This is a genomic window from Micromonospora sp. NBRC 110009 (assembly GCF_030518795.1).
In the GTDB taxonomy this organism is placed as follows: domain Bacteria; phylum Actinomycetota; class Actinomycetes; order Mycobacteriales; family Micromonosporaceae; genus Micromonospora.
In genome coordinates this window covers 3502887-3516169 of the sequence record NZ_CP130427.1, presented here as the reverse complement: position 1 = coordinate 3516169, position 13283 = coordinate 3502887, and the positions used below count along the sequence as shown (strand labels likewise).

General features: G+C 73.0%; 11 protein-coding genes. 5 read left to right on the top strand and 6 right to left on the bottom strand.

Features of this window, described 5'->3' with window-relative positions; all coding sequences use genetic code 11:
* Window positions 1-16: 16 nt before the first annotated feature.
* Window positions 17-1216 carry an acetyl-CoA C-acetyltransferase gene (locus tag Q2K19_RS16855; protein WP_302772166.1) on the bottom strand — a complete coding sequence of 400 codons (1200 nt, stop codon included), beginning with the start codon at window positions 1214-1216 and terminating at the stop codon, window positions 17-19.
* Between the two features lie 63 nt (window positions 1217-1279).
* Here Q2K19_RS16855 and mce point away from each other — a divergent pair, with 63 nt between their 5' ends.
* From mce to Q2K19_RS16830, 5 genes are all read left to right on the top strand, one after another.
* A complete protein-coding gene (gene mce, locus Q2K19_RS16850) occupies window positions 1280-1756 on the top strand; it encodes a methylmalonyl-CoA epimerase (protein ID WP_302772164.1) in 477 nt (158 codons plus the stop codon).
* Between the two features lie 284 nt (window positions 1757-2040).
* Complete coding sequence (ccrA, locus tag Q2K19_RS16845) at window positions 2041-3396, top strand: crotonyl-CoA carboxylase/reductase (protein ID WP_302772161.1); 1356 nt, start codon at window positions 2041-2043, stop codon at window positions 3394-3396.
* Between the two features lie 277 nt (window positions 3397-3673).
* The gene (locus Q2K19_RS16840) at window positions 3674-4924 is read left to right on the top strand and encodes a DivIVA domain-containing protein (protein ID WP_302772158.1); all 1251 of its coding nucleotides are present in this window, start codon (window positions 3674-3676) and stop codon (window positions 4922-4924) included.
* Between the two features lie 168 nt (window positions 4925-5092).
* The gene (locus tag Q2K19_RS16835) at window positions 5093-7204 is read left to right on the top strand and encodes a coiled-coil domain-containing protein (RefSeq protein WP_302772156.1); all 2112 of its coding nucleotides are present in this window, start codon (window positions 5093-5095) and stop codon (window positions 7202-7204) included.
* Between the two features lie 307 nt (window positions 7205-7511).
* Complete coding sequence (locus Q2K19_RS16830; RefSeq protein WP_302772561.1) at window positions 7512-8588, top strand: AI-2E family transporter; 1077 nt, start codon at window positions 7512-7514, stop codon at window positions 8586-8588.
* 8 nt (window positions 8589-8596) lie between these two features.
* Here Q2K19_RS16830 and Q2K19_RS16825 read toward each other — a convergent pair whose 3' ends face one another.
* The 5 genes from Q2K19_RS16825 to Q2K19_RS16805 all read right to left on the bottom strand — a co-directional run bounded on the left by Q2K19_RS16825 (window position 8597) and on the right by Q2K19_RS16805 (window position 13263).
* Window positions 8597-9406 (bottom strand): alpha/beta hydrolase, encoded by an 810-nt coding sequence (locus Q2K19_RS16825; RefSeq protein ID WP_302772155.1) that lies wholly within the window; start codon window positions 9404-9406, stop codon window positions 8597-8599.
* A gap of 66 nt (window positions 9407-9472) precedes the next feature.
* Window positions 9473-9799, bottom strand: a complete 327-nt coding sequence (locus tag Q2K19_RS16820) for a hypothetical protein (RefSeq protein ID WP_302772154.1) — start codon at window positions 9797-9799, stop codon at window positions 9473-9475.
* Between the two features lie 67 nt (window positions 9800-9866).
* Window positions 9867-10940 (bottom strand): hypothetical protein, encoded by a 1074-nt coding sequence (locus tag Q2K19_RS16815; RefSeq protein WP_302772153.1) that lies wholly within the window; start codon window positions 10938-10940, stop codon window positions 9867-9869.
* Window positions 10937-11431, bottom strand: a complete 495-nt coding sequence (locus tag Q2K19_RS16810; protein ID WP_302772152.1) for a SigE family RNA polymerase sigma factor — start codon at window positions 11429-11431, stop codon at window positions 10937-10939. Before Q2K19_RS16810 ends, Q2K19_RS16815 begins: the two co-directional genes overlap by 4 nt.
* A 41-nt stretch (window positions 11432-11472) precedes the next feature.
* Complete coding sequence (locus Q2K19_RS16805) at window positions 11473-13263, bottom strand: 3-hydroxyacyl-CoA dehydrogenase family protein (protein ID WP_302772151.1); 1791 nt, start codon at window positions 13261-13263, stop codon at window positions 11473-11475.
* Between the last annotated feature and the right edge of the window lie 20 nt (window positions 13264-13283).

The window sequence follows — 13283 nt, the reverse complement described above, 5'->3', positions numbered from 1 at the left end:
GGGGTGTGCTCGTCGGTCACTGCGCCGACTCACCGCCGGCCGGCACGTGGATGATCAGCGCGTCGCCCTGGCCGCCACCGCCGCAGAGGGCCGCGGCACCCGTGCCGCCGCCCCGGCGCTTGAGCTCCAGCGCCAGGGTGAGCACCAGCCGGGCGCCGGACATGCCGATCGGGTGGCCGAGCGCGATGGCGCCGCCGTTGACGTTGACCTTGTCCGGGCTGACGCCCAGGTCCCGGGAGGACTGGATGCCGACCGCGGCGAACGCCTCGTTGATCTCGATCAGGTCGAGGTCGGAGACGCCCAGGCCGGCCTTCTTGAGGGCGTGGTTGATGGCGTTGGACGGCTGCGAGTGCAGGGAGTTGTCCGGGCCGGCCACGTTGCCGTGTGCGCCGATCTCGGCCAGCCAGGTCAGCCCCAGCTCCTTGGCCTTGGCCTTGCTCATCACGACCACGGCGGCGGCGCCGTCGGAGATCGGCGAGGAGCTGCCGGCGGTGATGGTGCCGTCCTTGGTGAAGGCCGGGCGGAGCTTGCCCAGCGACTCGGCGGTGGTGTCCGGCCGGATGCCCTCGTCCTCGCTGATCACCAGCGGGTCGCCCTTGCGCTGCGGGATGATCACCGGGGCGATCTCGTCGGCGAAGTGCCCGTTCTTCTGGGCGGCGGCGGCGCGCTGGTGGCTGGCCGCGGCGAAGGCGTCCTGCTCCTCGCGGGTGATGCCGTGCTTCGCGCCGTGCCGCTCGGTTGACTCACCCATCGAGCAGCAATCCCAGGCGTCGGTGAGACCGTCCAGGGCCATGTGGTCCTTGATCGCCACGTCGCCGTACTTGTAGCCGGAACGCTGGCCGAGCAGCAGGTGCGGCGCGTTGGTCATCGACTCCATGCCGCCGGCCACCACGATGTCGAACTCGCCGGCCCGGATGAGCTGGTCGGCCAGGGCGATCGCGTCCAGGCCGGAGAGGCAGACCTTGTTGATGGTCAGCGCCGGGGTGGACATCGGGATGCCGGCCTCGACGGCCGCCTGGCGGGCCGGGATCTGGCCGGCGCCGGCCTGCAGCACCTGACCCATGATCACGTACTGGACCTGGTCGGGGGCGACGCCGGCGCGCTCCAGCGCCGCCTTGATCGCGACGCCACCGAGCTTGGTCGCGGGGAGGTCCTTGAGGTTGCCCAGCAGGCGCCCCATCGGGGTCCGCGCGCCGCTGACGATCACCGAAGCCATTGCCTGCCTCCGAGGGGGGTGCCGACCTGTACGCCTTAACGATTGTTCGGTCAGACTAGCGTCATGGTTGAGAACTCCCCCGTCGAGCCCGCTGCCGACTACATCACAGACATCGGCCTGCGCCGGATCGACCACGTCGGGGTCGCCGTGCCCGACCTGGACGCCGCCATCGACTTCTACCAGCGCACCTTCGGCATGCGCTGCGTGCACACCGAGACCAACGAGGAGCAGGGCGTACGCGAGGCGATGCTGGCGGTCGGCCCGACCACCGAGGGCGGCTGCGTGCAGCTGCTCGCGCCGCTGTCGCCGGAGTCGACGATCGCGAAGTTCCTGGACCGCAACGGGCCGGGGGTGCAGCAGGTCGCGTACACGGTGGTGGACATCGACGCGGCGTGTGCGGCACTGCGCGAGCGGGGCGTGCGGCTGCTCTGGGACGCGCCGAAGCGGGGCACCGGCGGGTCGCGGGTCAACTTCGTCCACCCGAAGGCCGCCGGCGGGGTGCTGGTCGAGCTGGTGGAGCCGGCCGCGACCGGCCACTGAGCCGGCGGGGAAGGCTCCCGGCCCGGGCCGGGAGCCTTCCCATCTCCTGGGACGTGGCGCGGCAGTGCGCGGTTCAACGTTCCCACGGACAGCTCCACGCATCGGTGGATGCAGTTTTTCACAGAGGACTTCCGACCCTAGCTACCGTTCAGTAACGTCCGGCTGCACAGGAGCGCGACCGGTGCCGGATGTGTCGATTGCCGACATGGCGGTCCCGTCGCACCGGCGCCGACGATGGCAGCACCCCTGCCGCCGGTGCGGGTGCCAACGAACGGGAGGTCACCGTGCAGGACATCCTCGAAGCGATCATGGCGGCGGAGGGCTCCGCGCAGCCAGAGCGGGAACTCGCCGGCCTCGCCGGCCTGCCGGTACCGGAGACCTACCGGGGCGTGGTGGTCCGCGCCGAGGACACCCGGATGTTCGACGGCATGGCCACCCGCGACAAGGACCCGCGCAAGGCGCTGCACGTCCAGGAGGTGCCCACCCCCGAGCTGGGCCCGGGCGAGGCGCTGGTCGCCGTGATGGCCAGCGCCATCAACTACAACACCGTGTGGACCAGCATCTTCGAGCCGCTGCCCACCTTCAAGTTCCTCCAGCGCTACGGCCGGCTCTCCGAGCTGACCCGCCGGCACGACCTGCCGTACCACGTGGTCGGGTCGGACGCGGCCGGCGTGGTGCTGCGGACCGGACCGGGGGTGACCCGGTGGAAGGCCGGCGACGAGGTGGTCGCGCACTGCCTCTCCGTCGAGCTGGAGGACGCCGCCGGCCACGACGACACGATGCTCGACCCGCAGCAGCGGATCTGGGGCTTCGAGACCAACTTCGGCGGCCTGGCCGAGCTGGCCGTGGTCAAGGCCAACCAGCTCATGCCGAAGCCGCGCCACCTGAGCTGGGAGGAGGCGGCCAGCCCGGGCCTGGTCAACTCCACCGCGTACCGGCAGCTCGTCTCGCACCACGGGGCGAACATGAAGCAGGGCGACGTGGTGCTGATCTGGGGCGCCTCCGGCGGCCTGGGCGGCTACGCCACCCAGATGGCGCTCAACGGCGGGGCCATCCCGGTCTGCGTGGTCTCCTCGCCGGAGAAGGCCGAGCTGTGCCGGAAGATGGGCGCCGAGCTGGTGATCGACCGCACCGCCGAGGGCTTCCGCTTCTGGAAGGACGAGGAGACCCAGGACCAGGACGAGTGGCGCCGGTTCGGGGAGCGGATCCGCGAGCTGACCGGCGGCGAGGACCCGGACATCGTCTTCGAGCACCCCGGCCGGGAGACCTTCGGCGCCAGCGTCTACGTCGCCAAGAAGGGCGGCACGATCGTCACCTGCGCCTCCACCAGCGGCTACCTGCACCAGTACGACAACCGCTACCTGTGGATGCACCTGAAGCGGATCGTCGGCAGCCACTTCGCCAACTACCACGAGGCGTGGCAGGCCAACCGGCTGGTGGCGCTGGGCAAGGTGCACCCGACCGTGTCCAGGACCTACCCGCTGGAGCAGACCGGCCAGGCCGCGTACGAGGTGCACCGCAACGCGCATCAGGGCAAGGTCGGGGTGCGCTGCCTCGCCCCGTCCGACGGCCTCGGCGTCCGGGACACCGCGCTGCGGGCCCGGCACGAAACGGCGATCAACCGGTTCCGCGGGCACTGACCCGTTCGGGTGACCCCGGCGCGACCATTGCGCCGGCCGCCATTGCCTTTTCAGCGCGCCGGGACGCCATTTGATTGCCGTCCGACAAAGGGCCGCGGGCCACGCCCCGCGGCCCTTTTCGCGCTCACCCCGACCGACGTGTGACGCGCCCCGGGACCTGCCAAGATCGCCATCCGGCCCCGTCCCGTCGGCGCCCGCGGGTTGACCATGTAAAGAGGACAGGAAAGCTGCGGACCGCTCTTGCGAAGCACCCTGGGGCGTCTGCGAGTATGTCCCAATGCCCCAGCAGCAGTCCTCCCCTCTTGCGTTCTTCGATAACGCAAACTCGCAGCCCGATTTCACCGTTGGCCTGCGCGGATACAACACCGGCCAGGTCGACGACTTCATCGGCCGACTGTCCGCCGCGCTGACCCAGTCCGAGCAGGCCCGCGCCGAGGCCGAGCAGCGGATGAACGACGCCCAGCGCCGGCTCCGCCAGGCCGAGCAGCGCCAGAGCGCGATCGAGCAGAAGCTCGCCGACACCAACAAGCAGCTCGAGGAGAACAGCCGGCCGACCCTCTCCGGCCTGGGCACTCGCGTCGAGCAGATCCTCCGGCTGGCCGAGGAGCAGGCCAACGACCACCGCAACGAGGCCAAGCGGGAGTCGGAGGGCATCCTCTCCGCCGCACGCCTGGAGGCGCGGGAGATCACCGACAAGGCGCGCGCCGAGGCGGCCGCCATGAAGGCCACCGCCGAGCGGGAGGCCGGCAGCGTCCGCACCGCCGCGGAGCGGGAGGCCGCCGAGGTCCGGGTGCAGGCCCGCCGCGAGGCCGACACCCTGCGCGCCGACGCCGAGCGGGAGACCAAGCAGCTGCGGACGGTCACCGCGCACGAGGTGGCCGAGCTGAAGTCCACCGTCGAGCGTGAGGTGGCCACCCTGCGGGCCACCGCCGAGCGGGAGATCACCCAGCAGCGGGCGAAGGCCGCGCGGGAGGCCGAGGAGAAGCGGGCCGAGGCGACCAAGCTGCTCACCGACGCCCGGGACAAGCGCGACAAGGACCTGCAGGCCCTGGAGCTGCAGCTCGCCGAGCGGCGGGAGAAGGCCGAGCGCGAAGAGTCGGAGCGGCACGCCGCCCAGGTCGCGCAGACCCAGAAGCTGGTCAGCGAGGCCGAGCAGCGGGCCCGGGCCGCCCAGGAGCGGGCCAAGGAGATCGAGCAGCGGGCCGAAGCCCGCCGGGTCGAGTCCGAGCGCACCGCCACCGAGACGGTGGAGAAGGCCAAGGCGCTCGCCGACAAGACGCTGACCGAGGCGAGGGCCGAGGCGCAGCGCCTGCTCAGCGAGGCCCGCACCGAGGCCGAGCTGACCACCCAGGCGGCCCGCCGCGAGGTCGAGGACCTCACCCGGCAGAAGGACGCCGTCACCTCCCAGCTCGGGCAGATGCTCTCCGGCCTGGCCGGCATCGTGCCCGGCGTGCCGGCGGCTGGCGCGAAGCCGGAGCCGGCCAAGACCGAGGGCGCGGAGAAGAAGGTCGCCGAGTCGGCCAGCTGAACACCACCCGCAACGGGGCATGAGCCGCGGCGCGGGGTGACACCGGGTGACCGGTGACACCCCGCGCCGTGATGCTTTTCCGCCCCTTTCGACACCCTCGGTGAAGTAGGTCCCAACAGGGGCGTCCGTATCGCCCCAGCAGAGCCGGATGCGTGTGAGGATGGGGGCATGTCGCACGGCGAGGAACTGTTCGATCTCGGCGGGGACGTGACCACGGAGCCCAGCTTCGAGTCCGCGCTGCGGGGATACGACAAACGACAGGTCGACCGGTACGTCGCTCGTGCGGAGCACGAGATCTCGGCGCTGACGGCGGAGCGGGAGCAGGCGTACACGCAGATCCACAAGCTGGCCGGCCAGGTGGAGGTGCTGCAACGCGACCTCGCCCAGGTGCGCAAGCAGGTGGGTGTGGTGGACCGGGCCTCGTTCCGGCACCTCGGCCCCCGGGTCGAACAGATCCTCCTGATGGCCGAGGAGCAGGCGGACGACATCCTCGCCGCCGCCAACGAGGAGATCGAGGCCCGTCGTGCGGCCGCCGAGCACATCATCGAGGAGGCCCGGAAGCAGGCGGCTCAGGCGCTCAAGGACTTCGAGATCGCCCTCGCCGCCCGGCGGGCCGAGGAGGAGCGGCACACCGCCGCCCGCAAGGCCGAGGCGGAGGCCACCCTCAAGGCCGCCAAGGACGAGGCCGGCAAGCTCCGCAGGGACGCCAACGACGAGGCCACCCGGCTGCGCAAGGCCACTCAGGAGGCGCTGGCCAAGGCCCAGCAGGAGGCCACCCAGCTCCGGGACACCGCCAAGGAGATCCACACCCGGGCCCAGCAGGAGTCCACCCGGCTGCGCGAGACGGCCAAGGAGGCGCTGGCCAAGGCCCAGCAGGAGGCCACCCAGCTCCGCGAGGCGGCGAAGGAGATGCACGCCAAGGCGCAGCAGGAGGCCAAGCGGCTCACCGAGTCCGCGGCCGAGGCCGGCCGGGCCACCCACGCCAAGGCGCACGCCGACGCCAAGAAGATCGTCGACGACGCCGAGGAGGCGGCGAAGGTCACCCGGGGCCGGGCGCGTACCGAGGCCAACCGGCTCACCACCGAGGCCGCCGAGGCCGGCAAGCGCAGCCGCACCGAGGTCGAGGCGTACGTGCAGCGGATGCGCACCGAGACCGAGGCGTACGTGCAGCAGGCCCGGGCCCAGACCCAGCAGGAGCTGGGCGCCTGGCGGGCCGGCGTGGAGAAGGAGGTCAACGCCCGGCGGGACGCGGCCGACAAGGAGTTCGCCCGGCGCCGCGCCGCCGCCGAGCAGGAGTACGCCAAGCGCCGCGACGAGCTCGACAAGCAGCACAAGAAGCGCCAGGACGAGCAGCAGAAGACGCACGCCGCCCAGCGCGTGGAGATCGAGCAGGGCGGCGCCCGGATCCGGCAGGCCGCCGAGCAGGACGCGCTGACCATACGCCGGCGGGCCGAGGAGGAGGCCGCCAAGCTGCTGGCGCAGGCCGAGGCGGACGCCGGCGACAAGCGCCGCAAGGCCGACGAGCACGTCGCCGCCTCCCGCCGCCAGTTCGAGGAGTACGCGGCCACCACCCAGCAGCACCTGGCCACCACTCAGCAGCACCTCGCCGCCACCCAGCAGGAGGTGGCCACCGGCCGGCAGCAGCTCGCCCAGGTGATGCTGGAGATCGCCCAGGCCCAGCAGGAGCTGGCCGACCTGCGCACGGAGACGTGGAAGTCGCGGCAGGAGTCCGACGACCTCCAGCGCGCGCTCGCCGAGCTGAGACTGTCGGCGAACGCGGCCGGCCTGGCCGCCACCCCGGTCGACCCGGACGAGCTGGCCGCCGCGGCCGGCGGCGAGTCCCGTCCGACGCCGGCGGGCGCCAAGGACACCGCCGCGCCGACGGGCGGGAAGAGCCCGGAGGCACCGGCCGCCGGGACCAGCGCGCCGGTGGCCGCCCGGGGCACCGCGGCCGTCTCCCCCAACGGGAGCGGAGCGGCGGCGGCCACGGAACCCGCGACCGCCACGGAACCGGAACCGGAGCCGGCCGCGGAGCCGGAGCCGGCCGCGGAGGGCGGGGCAGCCCGTCCCGTCGCCGAACCGGTCACCACCGTGGACGGAAACCAGGCCACCTCCGGAGTGGACGGCGAGCCGACCGTGGCCGCGGTGCCCGGCGAGGGCGGCCGGGGCGCCACCCCCACGAAGATCACCAGCACCGGCGAGAACGGCAAGCGCCCGACCAAGCCGACCACCGACGAGCGCAGCGCCAAGCCGAGCACGGTCACCGTCGAGAAGGACTGATCTCCCCCTCGCCGGATCGCCGCCGCGCCGCTAACCTCGCGGGCAGGGAGCCGCGCCGCCGAGGGCCCTGCCTGGTTCTCGCGGCCCGCCGCACACGTCGCTCCGGCGCGCTCCCCCGGAGCGGGATCCGGGAGGTCCGGTGTCGCAGGAAGGGTCAGCCGCCGGCCCGCCCGACGAGGATCCGTTCGACGCGCTGCGCCCCGAGCCCGACCCGGCCGACGGGGATCCTCCGGCCACCGGTCCCCGGCCGGACCCGGAAGCGAGCGTGGGCCGCACCGCGCGGACCGGGTCGGCGGCCGTCGACGAGCTGACCGAGTCGACGGAGTTCGAGCCGAGCGGGCGGTTCGGCGTGCCGGGGAAGCCGCTGCGGCGCAGCAGCTTCCTGGTCGGCTTCACCGGGGCGCTCGGCGTGCTCCTGGCGTACGCGGTCTTCCTGGGCCTCCGCAACTCCGTCGGCATCCTGGTGCTGGTGGTGATCGCGCTCTTCCTCGCCGTCGGGCTGCACCCGGCGGTGGTCCGGCTGCGCGGCTGGGGCGTGCCGCACGGGCTGGCGGTCGCCATGGTCACCCTCACCGTGGTGCTGCTGATCGTCGGCGGCCTGCTGGCCCTGGTGCCGCCGGTGGTGACCCAGTCCGGGCAGTTCATCCAGCACCTCCCCGGCTACGTCGACGACCTGCGCCGCAACCCCACCGTCAACGACCTGGTCGAGCGGTACGACCTGATGGAGCGGGTGCGCTCGGCCGCGAACGCGGACACCATCGGCCGGGCGCTCGGCGGCGTGCTGGGCGGCGCGCAGCTCATCTTCGGCACCATCTTCCGGGCGCTGACCGTGCTGGTGCTGACGATCTACTTCCTGGCGTACTTCGACCGGCTGCGCGACCTGGGCTACGCGCTGGTGCCCCGCACGCGACGGGAGCGGGTCCGGCTGATCGGCGACGAGATCCTGACCCGGGTCGGCGCGTACATGGTGGGTGCCCTGACCATCGCGGTGCTGGCCGGGGCGAGCACCTTCGTCTTCGCGCTGGTCGTCGGCCTGCCGTACCCGTTCGCGCTGGCCGTGGTGGTCGCGGTGACCGACCTGATCCCGCAGATCGGAGCGACCCTGGGCGCGGTGGTGGTGACCCTGGTGGGCCTCGCCACGGACCTGCCCGTCGGGGTCGCCTGCCTGGCTTTCTTCCTGATCTACCAGCAGGTCGAGAACTACCTCATCTACCCGAAGATCATGCGCCGCGCGGTCTCGGTCAACGAGGTGGCGGCGCTGCTCGCCGCGCTGCTCGGGGTGTCGCTGCTGGGCGTGGTCGGCGCGCTGATCGCCATCCCGACGGTGGCCGCCCTCCAGCTGATCCTCCGGGAGGTGGTCCTCCCCCGGCAGGAGTCCCGCTGACGGCGGCGCTACTCCGCCCGGCGCTGCGCCGGGCCGGGGACCGGGGTGTCGGCGAAGGCGGCCACCGTCCGGTCGGCGTACGCGCTGACGTCGCCGGCCTCCATCGGGCCGTCCCAGCTGGTCGGCAGCGGCACCGGCACGGCCGGGTTGACCCGCCGGACGATCTCGTCGAGCACGGTCTCCGCGTCGCCGACCCAGAGGTGCTTGGCGCCCGGCACTCCCACCACCTCGGCCTGCGGCACGGCCGCGAAGCGCTGCCGGGCCTCCTCGGGGCGGAGGTAGTCGTCGAACTCGGGCACCAGCGCGGTCAGCGGCCTACCGGACTCCGCCCAGATGGCCAGGTCCGCCGGCGCGGAGAAGCGCAGCGGCGGGGAGAGCAGGATGGCCCCGGCCACCGCCGGGTCGCAGCCGTGCTTCAGCACCAGGTCGGTGCCGAACGACCAGCCGACCAGCCAGATGTTCGGCAGCTCGTGGAACTCGGCGTACTCGATGGCGGCGGCCACGTCGAAGCGCTCGCCGACGGCGTTGTCGAACGCCCCCTCGCTGGTGCCGCGGACGCTGCTGGTGCCCCGGGTGTTGAACCGGAGCACCGCCAGGTCGGCCAGCGCGGGCAGCCGCCAGGCGGCCTTGCGGAACACGTGGCTGTCCATCATTCCGCCGTGGGTGGGCAGCGGGTGCAGGCAGACCAGGGTGGCGGCCGGCTCCCGGTCCAGCGGCCGGGCCAGCTCACCGACCAGCCGCAGCCCGTCGGCGGTGTGCAGTTCGATGTCCTCCCGGCGGCCGGGCAGGATCGACGACGCACGGATCGGGGTGCTCACCGTCCCAGTCTCCCGCGCCGCGGCTCCCGCCGCCCAGCGGGGCGGGAACAGGGTGATCCAGATCGCTCAGCCGTACCGGGGCGCGCTGCGGCCGCGCTGGAGGTTCGGCCCGCGCCGGTCCCGGGCCCGCCAGCAGCCGCTGTGCCAGTGCCGGCGGTCGGTGAGGTCGCCCCGGTTGTCGGCCGGCCAGGCCACCACGTGCGCCACCCCCGGGCGGATCTCCTGGTCGCAGCCGGGACAGCGGTACGTCTTGACCGACGCCCCGCCGGTGATCCCGCGCACCTGCCAGTCGCCGTCGCGCCATTCCTGGACGGTCGGCACGCCCTGGCGGGCCCGCTCGGAGTCCAACTGGGTGGTCTCGTCCCGGCGGGGACGGTTGCGACGGGGGCTCACGGTCACCAAGCGTACGGTCCGCCGGCCGGACCGGCCCGGGACGGGCGGTCCGGCCGGAAGCACCGGGTCAGTCCCAGGTCTCCGGGTGGCTCAGGTCCTTCGCCACCTGCGCCCCGGCCAGCACGGTGGCGGCGTCCGCCGCGGTGAAGCCCTCCCCGGGCCAGCCGAAGTCCGCGACCAGGTGCGCCCTGGGGATGCCGAGCAGTTCCAGCTTGTCCCCGTACCGGTAGGCCGGCCGACCGCCGATCGTCCGGTTGCCGTCGCTGCGCTGGCCGGCGATCTCGGCGGCGTACTGGAGGTGGACCCGCATCGACGTGGACCCACCCCGCTGGAGGGTCAGCTCGACCTCGAGCCCGCCGGGGAATCCGGCGACGTTCACCGTGCAGCCGCCGATCGTGGCGCCCGCCGGCAGAGCGGTGAGGCGCAACGGCGCGACGCAGCGCCGCGCCTCGTCCCAGCGCAGCGCCGCCATCGCCCGCCCGAACGCGTCCCGGTCGAACCCGAGCAGGTATGCCCGGGCGTACACCCCGGGAACCGGCTGCCAGGCGCGGACCAGGCCACCGGCGGCGGCCACCGGGCTGCCGGCCGGGCGCAGCGGGCTGCGCACCTCCCGAACCTCCCCGTCGAACGTCGGCGGGGTGGTCGCCACGTCGCTGGGGAAGTTCTCCAGGAAGAGGCCGTCGAACGCCGCGGCGCTCCGGGTCACCTGCACCGTCACCGGCACCCCGCGCACGGCTTCGAACCGGATCTCCTCGACCTGCATCTCGCTGACACTCCAGCCCAGGTACCGGGCGCGGGCCGGGTCGACGTCGAAGTGCAGCACCTGCGGGTCGGCGCCGACCCGGGTCGCGTCGGTGGCGGCCCCGGCCGCCCCGGCCGCGCGGGGCGGCACCGGGGCGGCGACACCCGGCGAGGCCGCCGTCCCCGGCAACCGCCCGGAGAGCCCGGCCAGGTCCGTGCCGGTCACCCCGACGAAGCCGAGGACGCCGACCAGGGCCAGCGCGGTGCCCGTCGCTGCCCGGCGGCGCAGTTGCCGGCGGCGGCCCCGGGCGCGGGAGGCCCGGAGCAACCGGTGGGTATCGGTCTCACCTTCGGCGCGCTCCCGCAGCACCGAGGCGATCCGCTGGTCGAGGTCGGTCACGGCCGGCTCCCGTTCGTCGCCGGGACGCCGAAGCGCTCCCGGAGGTGGGCGAGCGCCCGCATCGCGTGGGTGCGGACGGTGACCGGGGAGCAGTCGAGGATCTGGGCGATCGTGGCGTCGTCCAGATCCTCGTAGTAGCGCAGCACCAGCACGGCGCGCTGGCGATCGGGCAGGGTGTGGATCAGCTGCCACATCTCGTCCCGGTCGGCCGCCTCGCCGCCGAGATCGCCCCGGTGGGCCTGCTCGGCGAAGGTGTCCACGGCCAGCTCGCGGCTGGACCGTCGGCGCCACCACGACCTGTTGGCGTTGACCAGCATCCGGCGCACGTACACGTCGGGCCGGTCCGCCCGGGCTATCTTCCGCCAGTGCACGTACGCGCGCGCCAGCACGTCCTGGGTCAGGTCCTCGGCGCGGTGTTCGTCGCCGGTCAGCAGCCGGGCCAGGCGCATCAGCGCCGGCCCGCGGCTGCCGACGTACTCCTCGAAGGTCACACCCTCAAGACGCCGTCACCGGCGTCCGGTGTTGACCCGGGTCAGCGGTTGGTGTGGTCGCGGAAGCCGCGACCGCTCTTGCGGCCGAGGTAGCCGGCGGTGACCAGGTGCTCCAGCAGCGGCGCGGGGGCGAAGCCCGGCTCGCGCAGCTCCAGGTAGAGCTCCCGCTGGATGGCCAGCGAGACGTCCAGCCCGACCACGTCGAGCAGCTCGAACGGGCCCATCGGATAGCCGCAGCCGAGCTTCATCGCGTAGTCGATGTCGTCGGCGGTCGAGTAGCTGGCCTCCAGCATCTTCACCGCGTCGTTCAGGTACGGGAAGAGCAGCGCGTTGACGACGAAGCCGGAGCGGTCGCCGCAGACCACGCCCGTCTTGCCCAACGCCGCGCAGACCGCGCGGGCGGTGGCGGTGGTCTCCGCCGAGGTGCGGATGGTCTGCACGATCTCCACCAGCGGCATGATCGGCGCCGGGTTGAAGAAGTGCAGGCCGATCACGTCGGCCGGGCGCTGGGTGGCCATCGCGACGTCGATCACCGGCAGCGACGAGGTGGTGGTGGCCAGCAGCACGCCCGGCTTGCAGATCTCGTCCAGGCTGGCGAAGAGGGCCTTCTTGACGCTCAACTCCTCGACCACCGCCTCGACCACCAGGTCGACGTCGGCCAGGTGGTCCAGGGTTGCGGACCAGGTGACCCGGCCCAGCGCGGCATCCCGGTCGGACTCGCTGAGCTTGCCCCGGACCACACCCTTGTTGAGCGAGGTCTTGACCGCCTCGCAGACCTTGGCGGACTTCTCCGCGCCCCGGGTCACCGAGATGACCTCGTAGCCGGCCTTGGCGAAGACCTCGATGATGCCGGTGGCCATGGTCCCGGAGCCGACCACGCCGACCTTGGCGATCGCCCGAGTGCCGTCGGCGAGCCCGGCCCCCGTCGCCACCGGGGTGTGCTCGTCCGGGACGACCTTCGGCGAGCCCGGCCGCTCGTAGGTGTAGAAGCCGCGGCCGGACTTCCGGCCGAGCAGCCCGGCGGTGACCATCTGCTTGATCAGCGGCACCGGGGCGTGCCGGCGGTCCCGGCCGCCGCGGCGGTACATGGTGTCCAGGATCTCGTACGCGGTGTCCAGGCCGATCAGGTCCATCAGCGCGAGCGGGCCCATCGGCAAGCCGCAGCCGAGCTTCATGGCGGCGTCGATGTCCTCGCGGGTGGCGTACCGCGCCTCGAACATGCTGACCGCGTGGTTCAGGTAGCCGAAGAGCAGCGCGTTGGCGATGAAGCCGGCCCGGTCGCTGATCGTCACGTCGACCTTGCCGAGCCGCTCGCAGAGCGCCTCCACGTCGGCCACCACGTCGGCGGAGGTGACCACCGTGCGGACGACCTCGACCAGCTTCATCACCGGGGCCGGGTTGAAGAAGTGGATGCCGATCACCTGATTGGGCCGGATGGTGGCCACGGAGATCTCGGTGACGCTCAGCGACGAGGTGTTGGTGGCCAGGATCGCCTCGGGCTTGCAGACCCGGTCCAGCTCGGCGAAGATCCGCTGCTTCAGGTCCAGGTGCTCGGGGACCGCCTCGATGACCAGGTCCACCGAGTGCAGCGCGTCCAGGCCGACCTGGAAGTCGACCCGGCTCAGCAGGGCGTCCCGGTCGGCCTCGGCGAGCTTGCCCTTGGCCACCGCCCGGTCGGTCGAGCCGGTGAGGGTGGCCCGGCCGCGCTCCAGGGCGGCCGCGGAGATCTCCACGGCGACCACGTCGAGGCCGTTGCGGGCGAACACCTCGACGATGCCGGCACCCATGGTGCCCAGCCCCACCACGCCCACACGGGTGAACTCGCGCGCCAAGACCGGCCTCCCCTGGTTGA